The organism is Sphingomonas sp. AP28, assembly GCF_056680455.1.
Window position 1 is genome coordinate 183,238 of record NZ_JBWXQI010000002.1, and the last position, 17,380, is coordinate 200,617.

At 63.3% G+C, this 17,380-nt stretch carries 16 protein-coding genes; 2 read left to right on the forward strand and 14 right to left on the reverse strand.

The annotated features are described in order from the left end of the window. Positions 1-45: 45 nt before the first annotated feature. The 13 genes from AC1MH0_RS20240 to AC1MH0_RS20300 all read right to left on the reverse strand — a co-directional run bounded on the left by AC1MH0_RS20240 (position 46) and on the right by AC1MH0_RS20300 (position 14,503). Positions 46-801: an SDR family NAD(P)-dependent oxidoreductase gene (locus AC1MH0_RS20240; protein WP_480965961.1), complete on the reverse strand. Its 756-nt coding sequence runs from the start codon at positions 799-801 to the stop codon at positions 46-48. 54 nt (positions 802-855) lie between these two features. Continuing rightward, the gene (locus tag AC1MH0_RS20245) at positions 856-2,268 is read right to left on the reverse strand and encodes a spinster family MFS transporter (protein WP_480965962.1); all 1,413 of its coding nucleotides are present in this window, start codon (positions 2,266-2,268) and stop codon (positions 856-858) included. Positions 2,269-2,533: 265 nt separating this feature from the next. After that, positions 2,534-3,325 carry an alpha/beta fold hydrolase gene (locus AC1MH0_RS20250; RefSeq protein WP_480965963.1) on the reverse strand — a complete coding sequence of 264 codons (792 nt, stop codon included), beginning with the start codon at positions 3,323-3,325 and terminating at the stop codon, positions 2,534-2,536. 201 nt (positions 3,326-3,526) lie between these two features. Continuing rightward, positions 3,527-4,108: a nuclear transport factor 2 family protein gene (locus tag AC1MH0_RS20255; protein ID WP_480965964.1), complete on the reverse strand. Its 582-nt coding sequence runs from the start codon at positions 4,106-4,108 to the stop codon at positions 3,527-3,529. Between the two features lie 101 nt (positions 4,109-4,209). Next, on the reverse strand, positions 4,210-7,098 hold the full coding sequence (locus tag AC1MH0_RS20260) for a TonB-dependent receptor domain-containing protein (protein WP_480965965.1): 2,889 nt from the start codon (positions 7,096-7,098) through the stop codon (positions 4,210-4,212). Positions 7,099-7,495: 397 nt separating this feature from the next. After that, a complete protein-coding gene (locus AC1MH0_RS20265; protein ID WP_480965966.1) occupies positions 7,496-7,885 on the reverse strand; it encodes a Zn-ribbon domain-containing OB-fold protein in 390 nt (129 codons plus the stop codon). 65 nt (positions 7,886-7,950) lie between these two features. After that, positions 7,951-9,126: a thiolase family protein gene (locus AC1MH0_RS20270; RefSeq protein WP_480965967.1), complete on the reverse strand. Its 1,176-nt coding sequence runs from the start codon at positions 9,124-9,126 to the stop codon at positions 7,951-7,953. A gap of 57 nt (positions 9,127-9,183) precedes the next feature. Beyond that, positions 9,184-9,876, reverse strand: coding sequence for a 3-oxoacid CoA-transferase subunit B (locus AC1MH0_RS20275; protein ID WP_480965968.1), 693 nt, complete (start codon positions 9,874-9,876; stop codon positions 9,184-9,186). After that, a complete protein-coding gene (locus tag AC1MH0_RS20280) occupies positions 9,876-10,562 on the reverse strand; it encodes a 3-oxoacid CoA-transferase subunit A (protein ID WP_480965969.1) in 687 nt (228 codons plus the stop codon). Before AC1MH0_RS20280 ends, AC1MH0_RS20275 begins: the two co-directional genes overlap by 1 nt. Then, positions 10,559-10,966: a Zn-ribbon domain-containing OB-fold protein gene (locus AC1MH0_RS20285; RefSeq protein WP_480965970.1), complete on the reverse strand. Its 408-nt coding sequence runs from the start codon at positions 10,964-10,966 to the stop codon at positions 10,559-10,561. The genes AC1MH0_RS20280 and AC1MH0_RS20285 overlap by 4 nt, the downstream gene beginning before the upstream one ends. After that, the gene (locus AC1MH0_RS20290; protein ID WP_480965971.1) at positions 10,963-12,117 is read right to left on the reverse strand and encodes a thiolase domain-containing protein; all 1,155 of its coding nucleotides are present in this window, start codon (positions 12,115-12,117) and stop codon (positions 10,963-10,965) included. Before AC1MH0_RS20290 ends, AC1MH0_RS20285 begins: the two co-directional genes overlap by 4 nt. Before the next feature lie 182 nt (positions 12,118-12,299). Then, a complete protein-coding gene (locus AC1MH0_RS20295) occupies positions 12,300-13,430 on the reverse strand; it encodes a CaiB/BaiF CoA transferase family protein (protein WP_480965972.1) in 1,131 nt (376 codons plus the stop codon). Positions 13,431-13,480: 50 nt separating this feature from the next. After that, on the reverse strand, positions 13,481-14,503 hold the full coding sequence (locus tag AC1MH0_RS20300; protein WP_480965973.1) for a CoA transferase: 1,023 nt from the start codon (positions 14,501-14,503) through the stop codon (positions 13,481-13,483). 362 nt (positions 14,504-14,865) lie between these two features. On the opposite strand from AC1MH0_RS20300, the gene AC1MH0_RS20305 reads away from it, so the two are divergent. Further along, complete coding sequence (locus AC1MH0_RS20305) at positions 14,866-15,699, forward strand: acetoacetate decarboxylase family protein (protein WP_480965974.1); 834 nt, start codon at positions 14,866-14,868, stop codon at positions 15,697-15,699. 75 nt (positions 15,700-15,774) lie between these two features. Further along, positions 15,775-16,473, forward strand: a complete 699-nt coding sequence (locus tag AC1MH0_RS20310; protein ID WP_480965975.1) for a glutathione S-transferase family protein — start codon at positions 15,775-15,777, stop codon at positions 16,471-16,473. A gap of 49 nt (positions 16,474-16,522) precedes the next feature. On the opposite strand, the gene AC1MH0_RS20315 is transcribed toward AC1MH0_RS20310, so the two are convergent. After that, the gene (locus AC1MH0_RS20315; RefSeq protein WP_480965976.1) at positions 16,523-17,329 is read right to left on the reverse strand and encodes an alpha/beta fold hydrolase; all 807 of its coding nucleotides are present in this window, start codon (positions 17,327-17,329) and stop codon (positions 16,523-16,525) included. Between the last annotated feature and the right edge of the window lie 51 nt (positions 17,330-17,380).

The window sequence follows — 17,380 nt, forward strand, 5'->3', positions numbered from 1 at the left end:
TGGCGGCCGTCGCGATGCTCAGCCTCCGGCCGCAGGATCCGACACTCAGGGCGTGACGGACCCGCCATTGACCACGATCGTCTCCGAATTGATGATCCGCGTGCCCACGCACAGGAAAAGGATGACGTCGGCGATATCCTGCGGCTGGCTCATCTGCTGGATCAGCGAATTGCGGCGCGAAGATTCGCGCCGCGCCTCCGGCCACGACGCGATCCACGGGCTGTTGACGATCCCCGGCGCGACCGCGTTGACCCGAACATCCGGCGCCAGCGCCCGCGCCAGGCTCCGCGTCAGGTTGATCAGCCCCGCCTTGCTGGCCGCATAGGCGATGCTGCTGGCCCGCAGGCCGAGACCGGCCACGGACGCCGTGTTGACGACCGCGCCGTGGCTCTCCCGAAGCGCGCCGGCCGCGGCCTTGGTGCATCGGAACGGCGCGATCAGGTTGGTCGTTAGAATCTGGCTCCAGAACTCCTCTGTGACACTGTCGAGGTCCGGAAACGGGATCGGCTCGATCGTCGCCGCCGTTCCCGCATTGTTGACGAGATAATCAAGTCCGCCCAGCGCGTCGATCGCCTGCACGACCATGGCTTCGGCTTCAGTCGCAACGCCGACATTACCCGGCGCTGCCACGATGTCGGCATCATCCCGGCGCAATCGCTCGATCTCGGCAGCACCGCGATCGTCGCCCGGCAGGTGGTTCAGCGCCACCCGCGCACCCCGCGCACAGAAGCTCTCCACCGTCGCGAGCCCGATGCCCGAGGCCGCGCCGGTCACCAGCACGCGCTTGCCCGTCAAATCCATCGATCTACCTTCCAGAACGTGTGGGGCATGCGCCCGAGTGGTACGATGCACGGTTCACGGCAGGACCGGGGAAACCGTCTCGGCGACCAGCGGGGCCGGCGGCGGCGCATTTTCCTGCCCGCGCATATCGGCGACGATCGTCCGGCTCGCATGCCAGAACATGACGATGCCGAGCACCGCAAAGACGAGAATGCCGATCATCGCCATGCGCAGGCCCGGCCCTTCGGCGAACCCGAACTGCAGCCGGAACACGTCCGAAAGGTAGCCGGTGAGCAGCGGCCCCAGGCTCAGCCCGATCAGGTTGGTGAGCATCAGGATCATTGCCGACGCGGTGGCGCGCATGTTCTTTGGGACGATGCTGTGCGCGGCCGCGTAAATCGGGCCGTACCAGGCCGAAAACAGCATCGAGGCCAACGCTTTCCAGCACAAGGCGGTGATCATGCTGGAGGACAGGAACGTCATGACAAAGCACGGCAGCGACAGCAACGTCGTGAGCGCGGGGACGAGAAGATAGCCCCGCGCGTCGGTCCGTGACCATTTGTCGGCGATCTGCCCCCCGAAAAACGTGCCGATCAGCCCGGCCAACCCGCCCGAAATGCCAAGCGCAAGCCCGAGGAATCCGAGTGGCTTCAGCCCTAACGATGCGGAAACCTGCGCCAGTTCGATGCTCTGCGTTCGCAGAAAGAAGCTCGCCATGAACGGCGACAGGCCGTTGCCGGTGACACACACCATGGTCGCGGCCAGCGCGAGCCAGCGGAAGGACGGGATCTTGAACAGCGATTTCATCGCCTGGCCGAGCGGCTCGACCTTCGGCCTGTCAGCCACTGCAACATGGCCCCCGCGTCGCGGCTCGCGCAACATGACGACCGCCAGCAACGCCAGGAGCAGGCCGGGTATCCCGACGATGAAGAAGGCAACCCGCCAGCCGAAATAATCGGAGATGATGCCGCCGATGCCCAGCCCGATCAACGTGCCGAACGGAATGCCCATCGAATAGAATGCCAGCGCGGTAGCGCGTTTCTCGGGCGGGGTATAGTCGCTGATCAGCGAATGCGCGGGCGGGGTGGCTCCCGCCTCCCCGATGCCGACGACGATACGCGCGGCGATCATCTGCGTGAAATTCTGCGCGAGACCGGACACCGCCGTTGCCAGGCTCCACACGGTGATGGCGACGGCGATCAGCTTCGGACGATCGGCGCGTTCGGCAAAACGGGCGATGGGCAGACCGAGGATGGAGTATAGGAACGCGAAGGCCAGGCCGGTCATCATGCCGACCTGCCAGTCGAGCAGTTGCAGGTCACTCTTGACCTGCTCGGCCAGGATATTGAGAATCTGGCGATCGAGATAATTGCAGGTGTAGATCGCGAACAGAAGGATCAGCGCACGGCGCTGAAACCGCGCACTGGGCAGGCCGCCTTGTGCAGCGCCGGCCGGATGACCTGCCGTGACAATATTCGGGCTTACCATGCCGCGGCCCGATCGACCGGCAACGATCGCCAGGCAACGGGTAGACAGGCGCTCGTTGGTGCGTTCATCGCCATCCTCTCGACGCCGCACATTCGATCCGTGCGACTTGTTGCGCTTGAGCCATCGCAGTGGCCTTAAAGCAAATCATGCCGTCGACGACGAGCACCGTATATCGACGAGCACCCGCTATTTGGATGGCAGGAGGAGCACTTGTGCAATCGACTTTTCGGGGGGGTCGCGTGACCGCAGCGAACGCGGCGCGACGTCAGCGGGCGACGCGACGCCTGTGTCGGTGCAGAAAACGCAGCAATGTCGCATTGAAGAGCGCCGGTTGCTCCCAATATGCCGCATGTCCGGCCTCGGGAATGATCACAAACTCGCCTCTCCGGAAAACACTGGCGACGCGCGCCATCAATGCCGGCGGGATATAGAGGTCGGCCGCCCCCGTCAGCAGCAGGCACGGCATCTCGAGCGCGGCGATCTGCGCCCAGCCTATCGGCTGCTGCTTGAGCGGAATGCCCGTCACCGGCGCCCGCGCCATTTCCTCGATCGCGATCCAGCGCGCCACGCCTTCGGCCGAGGCGGCGCGGTAGGACGGGCCGAGTTCCCGCACATAGGCGGGTAGTTGATAGAAGGATTTCGGCGTCAGCGCGGCGGTGATCGCCTTGAACGCGGACTCGTCGATGCCCGCCTGGCTGGAGCTTATCGTCAACGTCAGAACGCGATCGGGCCGCGAAACGGCGAAGTCCAGCGCGGTGAACCCGCCGGCGGCGGTACCGACAATATGAAATTTGGCGATGCCCAATGCGTCAGCGATCGCAGCCAGATCGTCCACAGTCCTGCCGGGGCGATCGCCTTGATCTGTGCTTGAGCCGCGATGCCCACGACGCGAATAGGCGATCACGCGGTAGCCGGCGCGCACCAATGCCGGCAGCTGGTAATTCCAGGCGTCGACGCTGCCGGTGAAGGCGTGGAGCAGAATGACCGCTTCACCATCCCCGCCGGTATCGACGTACGCGAAGTCCGCGCCGTTCGCTCTTATCGTCCCGCGCATCATCTCGGGTTGCGCGGGCTCGACGCGGTAGGGCGCCAACGCCGGTCGAAAGGCGGCCGCCAGTGCCGCCGCGGCTGACCCCGTCCCTGCCCATAGCAGGCCGCCGACCCCGGCGCCGATAATGGCGCGGCGGTTCTGGTTCGGCCAATGGTCTTGCACATCCGGCATGGTCGCTGTCCTGCTCGACTGGGCTATTCGAGGGCGTCAGCGGCGGAGATAAGCATCCATGCCTATCACGAAGCGCTTGTACTGCCAGCCCTTAACCTCATCCTTGACCAGTTCCGCGCGGTAGATGACCGTCGCAGCCAAGATCATCTTGCCATTTCTGATGGTCGATACCAGCCCGTAGGCGAGCGCGGTGGCGGTGGTTGCCGACAATTCCTCGATGACGACGTTGGACATGGCATGACGCCGTTGATCCGCCTGTACTGCCCGGCTCTTGCGGACATGATCCAGGATACGCTCATGCCCAATCAGCGATGCGATCGGCGTAGCGCTGCCTTCTAATATCGTTAGCTCACCTTCCGGCAGGAACAGCGAGCGAATGACCTCCAGGCATCCTTCGTCCCAGGCGATGCCCCAGCGCGCGAACGTCTCATGGATCATCAGTCGGTCGATCGGCTGTCCCGGCGTGACAGGCTGGTTCTCGCGCAAGGCGACGATGCCGTCCTCGTGCGCCCACCCCTGCCGTGGTTCGACGACCTTGCCCGGCGCGACGCCCAGCGCGACGCCCAGCGCGACGGGCGCGGCGCCGGGCAGCGGCGTATCTGTTTCACGATTTTTCAAAGGGCGATCCTTCGTTGGATAAGCATACCGGTCGGCAGGTCGGCCGCACTGTATCGCGGATTACTACGGCCGGCAGCTATAAGGGATGATGCGTCGCAGGATCAGAAATGCTTGGTCACGCCGATCTTGAAGCTGCGGCCAAGCGGATTGCCGATGAACGAATCGTACCCGAGTTCGAGGCGCGCCGGAGAAGGATCGCGATCCAGCAGATTATAGACGCTGGCCGTGACGGCCATGTCCCACGGCAACAGGATACGGTACGTCATATCGAAGGTATAGAAAGGCCGCACCTTCAACCCATAGCTGTTGAGCGCGCATCCGGCCGTCGTCGCCGCATTGGCGAGGGTACACCCGCCGACCACACTTGCCGTCTGAACGACGGTCGGGCCACGATTGTCGGTCGCACCGCCGATATAGTTGAACGTCACGCGCAGATTGTGATGCTCCGACGACAGATCCGCATAAGCTTGGCCGCGCAGTTTGGAGATGGTGCCTGGCGTGCGATTGTAATTGGTGAAGCCCAACGCCTGGTAACCCGCCGTCACCAAGTTGCCCGCGTAGAAGAACGCATCTTGATCGTAGGACAGCGTGCGGCTGAAGTTTGCGCCGAGCACCGGCTCGATCCCGAACAGGGTGGGCGTGCGATAGGTGACTTCCACGTCGATACCCGAGGTCGTGATCGGCGAACCGTTTGTCGTATCGCTCCTGATACGGGAGATATTGTTGGCGTTGGTGACACCTTGGACGCACGAATCGCCGTTGTCGAACGTGATGAGCGAACGGAGCGGGCTCGCGCAATTGGCCAGCTGCGTGCCGTTGCCGGTACCGGCCACGGCGCTGGCGATGATGTTGGCCGGCACCGGAACGATCTGATCGCGAAGCTTGTAATGCCAGTAATCCGCCGTGATCGTCAGCGCGCGAACCGGCGAGAAGATGGCGCCGAAATTATACGACTTCGCCTTTTCCGGGCCGACTGCTGGGTTGCCAAACGAGTCGATCGCCTTGAACTGACCGCCGGCTGCGTTGATCGCCGCCTGCTGCGTCGTGCCCGTCAGCGCGCGGTCGATCACCGTCGGGCCGCGGAAGGTCGTGCTGTACGAGCCGCGTAGCGCCAGCGCGTCGAAAATCTGCCATTTCGCCGCAACCTTCGGGTTGAAGGTTGAACCGGTCAGGCCGCCATAATCTTCATAGCGGGCGGCAAGCTGCACGTTCACGGTGTCGAACAACGGAACGTTCAATTCGCCGAACACGGCCTTGATCTCGTCGGACAGACGCGCCGGCGTAGTCTGCCCATAAAATACATACGGGCCGGTCGGGAACTGGCACGTCTTCGAATTGATGTTGGGGCACGGCGTCACGAGCGCGTCGTTCAGCCCCGTTTTGGACACGATGCTGTAATGTCCCCGCCGGTACTGCCCGCCGACTGCCCAGCCGATGTCCCCGCCCGGCAGCCCGAATTTCAGCTTTCCGCTCAGCAGCGCATCGACGACGAACAGGCTTTGAGTTTCGTAACGCCCGCGCTCATTGTCGAACAACCAGCGGACCAGCGACGGATCATTGGTAGCGGCAGGTACAAAGCCGGGATTGGTGAGCCCCAGAATGGGGTTGCTCGGATATGCATTCGAGAAAGGGTTAAAGTACCGGCAGCCGTTGGCGCCCGGCGTCGTTCCGGTGCAATTCGGCCCGCCCAGTCCGTTGAGCGCTGCCTGATAGCGCGAGATGACGATATCCGGCGCGACCTGATCGACCACCGTCTCCGAATAGGTCGCGGCGACATCGAAATCGATCGCATCGGTCAGGCTGCCCGACAGTCCGCTGGATATCCGGTAAAGATCGGTCGTACGCGAATTCGTGCGGCCGGCCTGATCGGCGATTCCGCCGAGGCCCAGTGGCCGATAGGATACGCCGACGATGTTCGTTGCAGTGCCGATCAGCGCCGCGTTGCCGGTCTGTTGCAGGAACGGCACGAACCCTGGGTTGCTCGACGGGATCACGAACTGTGAGGTGCCGCCCGGGCCGTTCGGCCCGTTGACCAGCGTGAACGACGCCCCGTTGGCAAGCGAAGGCAGGTTGGTCTTGCCGTACAGAGCCTCGACATGGAACTGAACGTGATCGGTGACGTCGAAGTTCACTTCGCCATACACCTGATATTTCCGGGTTTTCTCGACCAGATTGTAATACGGATCGAAGCCGTAGGCACAGACCGGGGTGGTCGCCGTAAACGTCGGGGTGCCGCCGAGCGGGACGCAATTGGCATCCAGCACCGGCGATCCTAGATTGGTAGTGCCGTTGCGTACGCGGTAAGTGCCAGGATTGCCGGTCAGCGAAAATTCCGCTGGGTTGGTAAAATAACCGAGGCTCGAAAAATCGCGATCGAGCGTCGAAAGCTTGGACCGGGACTGATAGCCGGCGGTGACGAGGATATTCACCCGATCGCCAACATATCCGTACGCAGCGCTGGCGGTTATGTCGCCCTTCGAGTCCGGGATCGCGCGATAGTCGGCGGCCAGATCCAGCCCTGAAAACTTCCGCCGCGTGATGAAATTAACCACACCGGCGACCGCATCCGACCCGTAGGTTGCCGCCGCGCCGTCCTTCAGGACTTCGACGCGGCCGATCGCGGCCGCCGGGAACAGCTCGGTATTCGGTCCACCACTGTCGGTGCCGGGAGCGGATACCACGCGCCGGCCGTTCAGCAGGATCAGGGTGCGCTGCGATCCGAGGCTGCGAAGATTGACCGAGCCCGATCCCTGCTGGCGCGCCGCCGATGCGTTGAACTGGTTCACCTCGCCGAACACGGGCCCCGCGATCGGCAGGCTCTTAATCAGATCGAGGATTGTCGGGGATCCGCGCTTGGAGATCTCGTCGGCATCGATGACTGCGACGGGCAGAGCCGTATTCTTGGCTGTGCCGCGGATGAGTGAACCCGTGACGATGATATCTTCTTCGGATTTTTCGGGTTCGGCGGCAGGATCACGTACATCGGGCACGACAACGGGCGCGACCTGGGCGAAAGCGGTTCCGCCAATCAACGTGCCGGAAGAAAATATTACAGCCGTGGATGCCAGTAACACCATCTTGTTCATGCGAACTCTCCCGGAATTTATGTTTTTATTTTATGTATTATTCAGTCGTTGAAGACTGGACGTATCCGACATGCGGGTTGCGCCGCCCATCTACCGCACGGATGAAAGCCTGCGATCTTGCTCGAACATTCGGGAATCCACGGCTGATGAAAAGCGAGTTTTCAGCCGGCCCTTTCGACAAAACCTCAATACGGCGGCCTAGGGCGGCGGGCACGACTTCGCGGCACCTCATCTCATCCGAGCGGTCTGATAGCGTGTGGCCTCGGCCGCCGGCGGCATGCCGACGCTAGGTCGATATGGGTCAGATCAGCTTCACTACCGGCAGCGTGGCGCCGTCGCGATCCTCGTAAATCACTTCGACGCGGTGACCGATCCAGCTTCCCTCCGGCGGGTCGCCCACCAGGTTAGAGATCACGATCGGCCCTTCGTCCAGCCGGACCGCAACCGTATTGTAGGGGGCGGGGTGATCGTCGAAATATTTGCGATGGAAGATTACCCAGGACAGGATTTCACCGGTGCCCTTGATCGGGCGCCATTCATATTCCATCGACAGGCTGATCGGGCAGATCGGCGACGGGGGATAGCGGAAGCTGTCGCTCTGCGGGCAATATTGCAGCGCCCATTTCTTGTTAGCGATGCTTTCCCACATCGGCTTGTCGTACATTCCCAGGACACGGGTCGAATTACCCATCGCTCAACTCCTATTGATGATGACGCCGCCGGGAACGACCGGGCAGGTCGAACCGACGATCGAGCTCAATGACCGTAGATGATCGACAGGGCCTTGCCCGCGACATCCGACGAATAATGCACGTAATTGCAGTCCGGAACCTGCCGGTCGCCGCACTCACCGCGGATCTGGCGGACCGCTTCCACCTGGTGGTTCCAACCCTGCATATAGCTTTCGGACAGATGCCCGCCGGACGTATTGACCGGCAGTCCCCGCTCTAACGAAATGCCGGTGTCCTTGAAGAAGCGCCCCGCCTCGCCATACCCGCAATAGCCGTACCCTTCGAGCGCGAGCGGGATATGCACCGAGAAACTGTCGTATATCTGCAGGCACGACATGTCCTGGGGGCCGACGCCGGCCATGTTGAACACCTGCTCGGCGACCTTTTTCTGCGCCGGACGGTAGAAATCGGTCAGCCGTGGTTCAAGGCTGGTCGCCTCGCGGCTCAGATCGTGGCGGCCGATGCCGTGGATGACCGCCGGCTTGCGCTTGCCGCGGCGCGCCCGCTCGGCGCTCATCAAGATGAAGGCGACGCCGCCGTCGTTGATCAGGCAATAATCCAGCAGGTGCAGCGGCTCGGCAACGAACGGCGTGGCCAGATAGTCCTCGATCGTGACACGCTTCTGCATGATGGCGTTGGGATTAAGGCTGGAATGCAGCCGCTGCGCGACCGCCACTTCGCCCATCTCCGCCTGCGTAAACCCGGTATCGTGCATGAAGCGCTGAAGCATGATGGCATAAAGCGCACCTTGCGAAGTGAAGCCCCACGGCGCGTGATAGATATAGGACAGGAAGGCGTTGCCGCCGACCGAATTGGAGCCGCCGTAATTGACCGCCGCCGAGCGCTGGTTGTTACCGTAAACTAGGGCGACCACCTCGCACATGCCCGAATGGATCGCCATGATGCCGGCCTGGATACCCGTCATGGCATCCGCCTGCGTTCCCCAGTCGGGATCGATCCCCAGCACTTCGCACATCCGCTCGTGCGCGGTCGTCGGGCCGGAGATGACACCGTCGATCTCGGACTTGTCGATGCCGGCATCGGCGAGCGCCCGGTTGAACGCGATAGCCGCGTAACCGAAGGAGTCGTGCGGCTTCTGCCCGCCGCGGACGGCGGCATAATCTTGGACATAATCGCTATGTCCGACGCCCGTGATCGCGGCGACGCCGCTCAGGGCCTTGTTCAGTTCGGGGTTTGGCATTGTCTGTTCCCTCGTGATGGGCGTGTGATGCTCGGTCGCGTGGCCTTGGTGTTTGGGTTAGCGCGGCGCCGGGTGATGCAGCTTGGCGTCGGTCCGCGCCTGCAAGGTCTCGAAGTCGATGTCCGCGACGATCTCCTCGACCTCGAAACCGCGCGACGTGACGTCGATCACGGCCAGTTCGGTATAGATCCGTTTCACGACACCGATGCCGGTCAACGGATAACTACACCGGTGAACCAGCTTGCTGGCGCCGTTCTTGGCGGTGTGCTCCATCGCAATCCAGATGCGTTTCGCCCCGACCGCGAGGTCCATCGCCCCCCCTACTGCCGGCGCGGTGTCGGCGGCCGAAGTCGACCAATTGGCAAGATCGCCGTTCTCGGCCACTTCGAACGCGCCCAGGATGCACAGGTCCAGATGCCCTCCGCGGATCATCGCGAAGCTCAGCGCATGATCGAACAGGCTGGCGCCGGGCAGCAGCGTGATGTCCTGTTTGCCGGCATTGACCAGCCAGAAATCCGCATTCTCCGGTGCCGGTGCCGGCCCCATGCCCAGGATGCCGTTTTCCGAATGGAGCAGCACTTCGCGGCCGGCCGGGATCAGGCTGCCGACCAGCAGCGGAATGCCGATGCCCAGATTTACGTGCCACCCTTCCGGAATGTCCTGCACGATGCGCTGCGCAATTCGGCGGCGATCGATCTTCAGTGGCTCGATGGCGGCTGTCGATGGTGTCGTCATGGCTTCCGGCTCCATCAGTATGAAATTGCCGCGTAGGGCGGGTCGTAGGGGACGGCGACGATCCGATCGACGAACACTCCGGGCGTCGCCACCGCATTGGGGTCGATCGCGCCCAGCTCGACGACGCGCTGAACCTGCGCGATCGTCAGGTCCGCCGCAGTCGCCATGACCGGATTGAAGTTCTGACCGGACCCGCGATAGGTCAGGTTCCCCCATCGGTCGCCCTCCCAGCCTTCAACAAGCGCGACGTCACCCTTCAGTGCGGTTTCGAAGATGTAGGAACGGCCGTCGATCTCGCGCTGCTCCTTACCATCGCCGAGCAAGGTGCCGACGCCGGTCGGCGTGAAAAACCCGCCGATTCCTGCGCCTGCTGCACGGATCCGTTCGGCCAGAGTCCCTTGCGGGGTAATCTCCAGCTCCAGTTTGCCGGCCGCGTACAGCTCGGAAAAGACCGCCGCCGTGCGCGGAAACGAGCAGATGATCTTGCGCACGCGCCCGAGCTTCATCAGCCGTGGCAGACCGCTGGTGCGCAATCCGGCATTGTTGCTGACGATCGTCAGATCCCTCACCCCGGTCTCGATCAAGCCGTCGATCAGCGCCATGGGATGGCCGACCTGCCCGAAACCGCCCACCAGGATGACCGCCCCATCCTTCACCCCGTCAAGCGCTTCCGCCGCAGTCGCTATACGTTTGTCGATCATCGATAATTTCCCGCGCGTGGACTGAACATCGGCAGGGCAAAGCCGCCCGGCGTTGGCCTGAAGGTCACGCGCACGGCATCGCCGACCGCGAGTGCGTCAGGATCGCAATCGACCAGGTTTGTCATCATCGTCGGGCCTTCCGCCAACGTGACATAGGCCATCACGTAAACTGGGTCCGCGCGGCGCATCACGCTGTACGAATAGATCACGCCATCCCCGCTGGCATCGCGCCATTCGGTGTTGCCGGACGAACAGAACGGGCAGAACGTGCGCGGATACCAATGCGCTCGATCGCAATCGACGCAGTGCTTGACCAGAAAGCGCTGCTCGCGCGTGGCCTCCCAGAATGCCTCCGTTTCCGCGGACGGCTGCGGATCGTTGAGAGCACGTTCGCCCATCGTCATTCCCTTTCCAGGATCAGCGTTCCGGAGGCGTGCCGCACACCCAGCTGGCCACCGATCGCGTTCACGAGCGCAAGGTTGCAATTTGGCACTTGGACCGCGGGATGCGCCTCGCCGCGTACCTGGCGGACGGCCTCGATCATCTTCGTCATGCCGCCGCGATTGCCGGGATGATTGTTACACAGGCCGCCGCCATCCGTATTGAAGGGCAGCTTGCCCATGCCCGAGATCAGGTTGCCGTCCATCACGAAACGGCCGCCCTGCCCCTTCGCGCAGAAGCCCAGATCCTCGAGCTGGATCAGGACGGTGATGGTGAAACTGTCGTAGAGCGAGACGTATTTGATGTCTGCAGGCACCACGCCGGCTTCGGCAAATGCCGTCTGGCCGGATCGAACCGCCCCCGATTCCGTAATTTCGAAATAACCGCCCTGCTGGTGCTGCGGCCGCTCACCCGATCCGATCACCTTCACTAGCGGACGGCGCAGGCTGCGGGCGATCTCGGGACGCGCCACGATCACCGCACCGCCGCCATCGCTGATGATGCAGCAGTCGAGCCGGCGCAGCGGGTCCGCCACCAGCGGCGAGGATATTACTTCCTCCACCGTCACCGGGGTCCGCAGCACCGCACGCTCATTGTGCTTGGCGTGTTCGGATGCGGCGACGCGGATCCAGGCGAGCTGTTCGGCCGTGGTGCCGTACAGCGCACGGTGACGCATCGCCGTCATCCCATAGACGTTGAGGATCTGCATGCCGAACGGCTGTTCCCACTGGAAATCGGGTTGGTTGGGACTGTCGTTCCGCAGCAGCCCGCCCTTGCGACGACCATCTGCACGCGGGCGTCCGGCGAGCGTGACGAGCGCGACGTCGCACTTGCCGGCCTTGATCGCCTGAACCGCGTGCGCGACATGCAGCACATAGGATGATCCGCTGGTATTCGTCGTATCGACGTGACGAAGGTTCAAATTCATGTAGTCGGCGATCGACAGCGGCCCCGTGCCAGGCGCGTCGGGTCCGCAGAAGAAGCCGTCGATATCATCCTTCGCCAACCCGGCATCGGCGAGCGCGCCGAGCGTGGATTCGATCTGCAACTGCGCAACGGACTTGTCGCCCGCATCGCGCAGCGGATGCTCGTACGCTCCGACGATATAGGCCATTGCATCCTTCCTGATCGATCTTGGTTATGCTCGGCACAGCGAGAGATCTTGCTCCCGTAAAACCCCGAACAGGGAAGCCCGGTCAACGCAGTTTACTGGCGTCTGATATGAGATTTGCGCAACCGTGCTCGGCGCAGGCGTCGAAACAGGACGTTGTCCCTTGAATTTGCTGTTTTTATCGATCAGGCCGCGTGGTCGTCGGCGAAGAATATGCTGGCGAACGATCGTGCTTCTTCGGGCTCGAACCCGGCAATTTCGACCAGCACGGCCAGGCTGTCGGCGCCGACCAGCACTGCAGGACGATCCAGCGACGTCGGCCGCGCGCCGGTATCGAACAGCGTGCCTTTGACGGGCTGGCCACGCGCATCGGTAGCGACCGCGCGCACCCAGTCGCGATTTTGCCGCGCATAGGCTTCGGTGCCTGACAGCACTGCGGCTGCGGGGATGCCGCGTTCCTTCAGCGTGGCGAGGGCGGTATCGGTATCCAGCGCGCCGATCCAGCTGGCGATGCCGTCGTGCGTGGCGTCGATCCCGACTGCGTCGAACTGCCGCAGCGCATCGGCATCGACGGTCACCGCGATCCATCGACCCTCTGCACTGGCAAAGCAGTCCTGGATCGCGGCAACCGGATCGGCATTGCCGCGGCGCGCTATCGGCGCTGAAAAGGCTTCTCCGCACAGATAACTGGTCAATTCGCGTTGCGACAGATCGAGGTGCACGCCGCCCTCGCCTCGTTCCCTCGCCAGCCAGGCTGTCACCACCATTCCGGCGGCGAAGATGGCGACGACCTGATCGGGATAGTTGAGGTCTTTTCCCGAAATCACCGGTGGCCCATCGGCATAGCCGGTGAGCGCCGCCAGGCCCGCCATTGCTTCCAGCGTCGACCCGAACGAAACGTATCCGGCATCGGGCCCTTGCTCTCCCTGGCTCGATATTGACGCCAGGATGATGTCGGGATTGGCTTCTTTCAGCACATCATAGCCGAGGCCGAGCCTAGTAAGCACGCCACGACTGAAATTCTCCACGATCACGTCGCTCGAGCGGACGAGCCGCAGGAATATATCGCGACCCTCATCGCTCTTCAGGTCGATGCCGAGGTTTCGCTTTCCGCGATTGGTCATCCGAAAATAGGGCGGGAGATCGGGGTGGCCACCGTCGAGTTCTTCGCCGTCCCAGTTGCGAAAAGGGTCGTGATAGGCGGGGCTCTCGATCTTGATGACGTCCGCGCCGAGATCGGCAAGGATCGCCGAGGTCGCGGCACCCGCAGTAATGATGCCGAGATCGAGTACGCGACAAGCCGTCAGCGGTTTCATCGTGAGCGTTCCAAGGATGGAGGATTGCCGAAACCGGCAAGGTAATGGGGTCAGGCCGCCCGCGCCGGGGCAACCGGATCGTCCGGCGGGAAAGTCTTCCCGTTCCATTTGACCGGTGCGGCCGGCAGCATCAGCGCGGTCTCACCGCGTCGGCGGGCATGCAGGAAAGTCCGTGCCACGGTATGCGGATCGCGCTGCAATTCCTCCGGTGTCCATACCGGTCCGAGCGGCAGCCGATGATCGAGCGAAAGGCGCCGGATCGCCGCCCGATCCAGCGGCGCGATGACCTGACGCAGGATTTCGTTCAGCGCGGCACGATTGTCGCGCCGATCTATTTCCTCCTGAAAGCGGGGATCGTCGAGGCGCGCGTCGCCCAGCGCGGCTTTCAACGCGTCCCAGTCCGACGCGCGGTAGACGAGCGCGACGAACCCGTCCCTACAGGGCGCGATGCTCCACGGGCCGTCGCTTCCCGTCCGGCTCGGCACCGGCAGCCCCAGCGCGGCCCCGCCGATCGCCTTCCAGTTCAGCCACACGCCGATGTCGAGCAGGTCGACACGCCGATGCAGCGGGGCGGCATCGCCGTGCGTCAGCATGTCGACCATCGCCAGATAAGCGGCGAGGCCCGCAGCATAAGGGATCTGATGTCCACCCAGTCGCAATGGCCGGCGCTTGGGGTCGCCGACCAGGTCGAGCAGGCCCGACCGCGCCTCGATCGTGAACTCGCTGCCGCCCGTCGGATCGTCGCTCGCCATCGCGATAGCGACCGTGTGGCAATGCGGTTGCGCGATCGTATCAAACGTTTCGCTATCGGCGATCAGGCAATCCGCTCCTGCCTCGGCTATTGTCGCGGCATACCCGGCCGACAACGCCTCGACCCGGCGTTTTCCAAAGTTCAGGAAATCGTCGAGCGCTGGATCGAGGCGATTGCCACGCGGCGCGATGCTGACGACTTCGGCTCCCATGTCCTTGGCCAGGCGGCCGCACATACCGGTCGCCAACGCGAGCGCGACTGGGCTGTTCGGCCCTACCGCCTCGACTATCGTCACCCCGGCAAGAGGCCTTTCGATCGACATCGCTCTTCATCCCGGTTTTATCCGCAACAGCGGTGATCGTCGATCCTCTACTAGAGTTTCGCCACGATCATTATGGCGCTATTAGAGTTGGACGCAGTGGCGACCGTCAAACGATCAAATGGCGGCGCGTTGTGAGTTAAGCTCAAGAAGCCAAGTGGCGACGAGCGCTTGGCGCATGCACAGCGGTTCCTTGACGATAGCTCACGATGCTCGACCAAAACCTCATTTGACGGTCTGTGGACGCGCCCATAAGCGTCACGGTCATCGGGAAATGGTCGGAATTTCACAGGACGCCCTGTCCTGCACCGGCGCCCGCAACAAGATCCGGACACCGATCCGATGCCTTGCCAGGAGAGAATCGCATGCACCCGGTCCACCGCGAAGGCGCGCTATACCGAATGCCATACGGTTTTGGGCCGACCTGCGGCCCGCGGCAGGGCCCAGATGGGCAGCGCTTCGATTCGACGAACGCTGGGCGCCTGACGGTCGCGACGAGCTTTTTGACCGACGCCGCGCATCTGGAACGGCTGCTACCTCCCGGCTTCCAGCTGGTTGGCGAGCCTGTCGTCACGGTCGAGTTTCATGTCCTGACCAACCTCACCTGGCTTGCCGGGCGCGGCTATTCGATGCTGCACGTCAAGTTCCCGGCGCGCTTTGCCGGCGCCATCGACGACGTCACCGGCAGCTTCCTCAGCGTGCTATGGGAGGATCTCACCGATCCGATCCTGAGCGGTCGCGAGGAATTGGGGTTTTCGAAACTCTGGTGCGACTTGCCCCCGCCACGGGCGTTCGACGGCACGATCACCTGCACGGCGTCTTGGCTGTCGCATGTATTTGCAGAGATCGAGGTCGATTCGCTGGTCGATGCGCCGCCCGCCGCGCCGGCGATGCCGGGAATGGCCGGGCTCAAGAACGACGGTATCCTGCATTACAAATATTTGCCGGCAACGCAGGACTGGGGGCGCTCGGCGGTCGAGCATGCCTGCCTGAGCCCGGCGGGCGGCGGCATGACAGTCAAGACGTTGCGCGTCGGCGAGGGACGGGTCCGTTTCCTGCCGACCTCGTGGGAACAAATGCCGACGCAGTTCCACATCATCTCGGCACTTCACGCCTTGCCGCAGATCGAGTCCCGCGGTGCGCGCGTGCTCGAAATTATCGGCGGATCGGATTATTCGGATCAGCGCCGCCTGGCGTAATGGTGGGAGTGTTCGAACGCGACTTGCCAATACAGGGTGATCGAACGACGATCGCCGACAATCAGGGGATATGACATGAACCAGGCCACCGACGCCACCGAAGCGGCGAACACCGGCGAGATGCGCCTGTTATGGTCGTCGCGATCGCCATTCGTCCGCAAGGTTCTGATCGCGGCGCACGAGCTTGGCGTTGCTGACCGGATCGAACTCGTCTCGTGCTTCGTCACCGGCAAGATCCCGGTGCCCGATGTCGAAGCGCTCAATCCGCTCGGCCAGATTCCCGCGTTGGTCGCGGCCGACGGCACGATCACGTTCGATTCCGATGCGATCATCGATTATCTCGATGCCCAGTTCGGGACACGGCAGCTGCTTCCCGTCGATTATCCGCGACGGCACGATGTCCTGCAACGCACCGCCGTTGCGCAGGGCATCAAGGAAAAGTGCATCCGCTGGATCAGCGAGCGCCTTCGCCCGGAGGAACACCGCGATCCCGAGCTCGCCGTGGGTATCGCGCGAACATTGGCCAACGGCCTCGATTCACTGGAGGCCGATGCAGGTCGATGGGCAGAATTGCCGATCGACGCCGGACATATCGGCCTGGCGGCGGCCCTCGGCTATATGGATTTCAGGTTCGCGCCACTCGCCTGGCGCACCGACCGGCCAGCATTGACGGAGTGGCACCGCATCTTCGCGGAGCGCCCGTCCTACATCCGCACCGAGTTCGTCGATCCGAAAAAGGTCGCAGCCCAACCCGCTAGCCCGGTCGTCGCATAGCGGGCGCTGGCGCGGCAGCGCGATACGGATCGCGCGCCGCCTTTGCGGCCTAGAGCTTTGCCTCGACCAGGAATTCGGCGATCATCCGTCCGATCAGGTCCGGCGCCTGAACCGCCATGAAATGGCCGGACTGAACGACCTCGTACCGCGCATTCAGTATCGCCCTGGCCACCGGCTCGACCGCCGCCGGCGACCGCACCTTGTCGAATTCGCCTGCGACGACCAACGTCGGACAAACGATCTGGCCGAGATACGGGAGATATTCGCCGTTCAGCAGCATGCCGAATGTCGCCGCGAAGCTTTCCGGATCCATGGAGGATTGTTGGGCAAGGAAGCGGCGATAGCGCTCGGGATTGTCGCGCAGATGGTCCGGATAGGAGCCGGGGGCGATCGATGTATCGACCAGCCGGCGGATACCGAGTTCGGCGATACGATCGGGCATGGTCCGCGCCCCAGCGACGCGCTCCGGCGCGATCTCGGTTGCCGGCGCCAGCGCCACCAGCGCGGCGATCTGGTGCGGTCGCGCGGCCGCCACCCGCATCGCCACGCCCGCGCCGACAGCCCCGCCGACGAGCGCGACCGGCCCGGTCAGGCCGAAAGCGTCGATGAAACCGGTCAGGTCGCCGATCGCATCGTCCAGCGAATAGCTGCCGAACACTTTCTGCGACAGCCCGAAGCCGCGCATGTCATAGCGCAGGATGCGGTACCTGTCCGACAGGTGCGGGACGACTTCGTCCCAGCTGTCGAGCGTGCCCCCCATTTCATGGATCAGCACGACCGTGGCATCGCCCTTGCCCTCGTCGGCGAAGCGCAGCCACGTGCCGTTGACGTCGATCCAGTCGATATTGTGCACCATCGTACGCATCCTAGAGCCGTGTTGGATATCGCGCGGTCCGCCAGCCGCGGC

Excerpts from the sequence above, each read along its gene's own strand:
- AC1MH0_RS20250 (WP_480965963.1), bottom strand. The coding sequence starts at position 3,325 with ATGATGCGCGGGACGATAAGAGCGAACGGCGCGGACTTCGCGTACGTC.
- AC1MH0_RS20265 (WP_480965966.1), bottom strand. The coding sequence starts at position 7,885 with ATGGGTAATTCGACCCGTGTCCTGGGAATGTACGACAAGCCGATGTGG.
- AC1MH0_RS20300 (WP_480965973.1), bottom strand. The coding sequence starts at position 14,503 with ATGTCGATCGAAAGGCCTCTTGCCGGGGTGACGATAGTCGAGGCGGTA.
- AC1MH0_RS20280 (WP_480965969.1), bottom strand. The coding sequence starts at position 10,562 with ATGATCGACAAACGTATAGCGACTGCGGCGGAAGCGCTTGACGGGGTG.
- AC1MH0_RS20305 (WP_480965974.1), top strand. The coding sequence starts at position 14,866 with ATGCACCCGGTCCACCGCGAAGGCGCGCTATACCGAATGCCATACGGT.
- AC1MH0_RS20270 (WP_480965967.1), bottom strand. The coding sequence starts at position 9,126 with ATGCCAAACCCCGAACTGAACAAGGCCCTGAGCGGCGTCGCCGCGATC.
- AC1MH0_RS20285 (WP_480965970.1), bottom strand. The coding sequence starts at position 10,966 with ATGACGATGGGCGAACGTGCTCTCAACGATCCGCAGCCGTCCGCGGAA.
- AC1MH0_RS20275 (WP_480965968.1), bottom strand. The coding sequence starts at position 9,876 with ATGGAGCCGGAAGCCATGACGACACCATCGACAGCCGCCATCGAGCCA.
- AC1MH0_RS20245 (WP_480965962.1), bottom strand. The coding sequence starts at position 2,268 with ATGGTAAGCCCGAATATTGTCACGGCAGGTCATCCGGCCGGCGCTGCA.
- AC1MH0_RS20290 (WP_480965971.1), bottom strand. The coding sequence starts at position 12,117 with ATGGCCTATATCGTCGGAGCGTACGAGCATCCGCTGCGCGATGCGGGC.
- AC1MH0_RS20310 (WP_480965975.1), top strand. The coding sequence starts at position 15,775 with ATGAACCAGGCCACCGACGCCACCGAAGCGGCGAACACCGGCGAGATG.
- AC1MH0_RS20240 (WP_480965961.1), bottom strand. The coding sequence starts at position 801 with ATGGATTTGACGGGCAAGCGCGTGCTGGTGACCGGCGCGGCCTCGGGC.
- AC1MH0_RS20315 (WP_480965976.1), bottom strand. The coding sequence starts at position 17,329 with ATGGTGCACAATATCGACTGGATCGACGTCAACGGCACGTGGCTGCGC.
- AC1MH0_RS20295 (WP_480965972.1), bottom strand. The coding sequence starts at position 13,430 with ATGAAACCGCTGACGGCTTGTCGCGTACTCGATCTCGGCATCATTACT.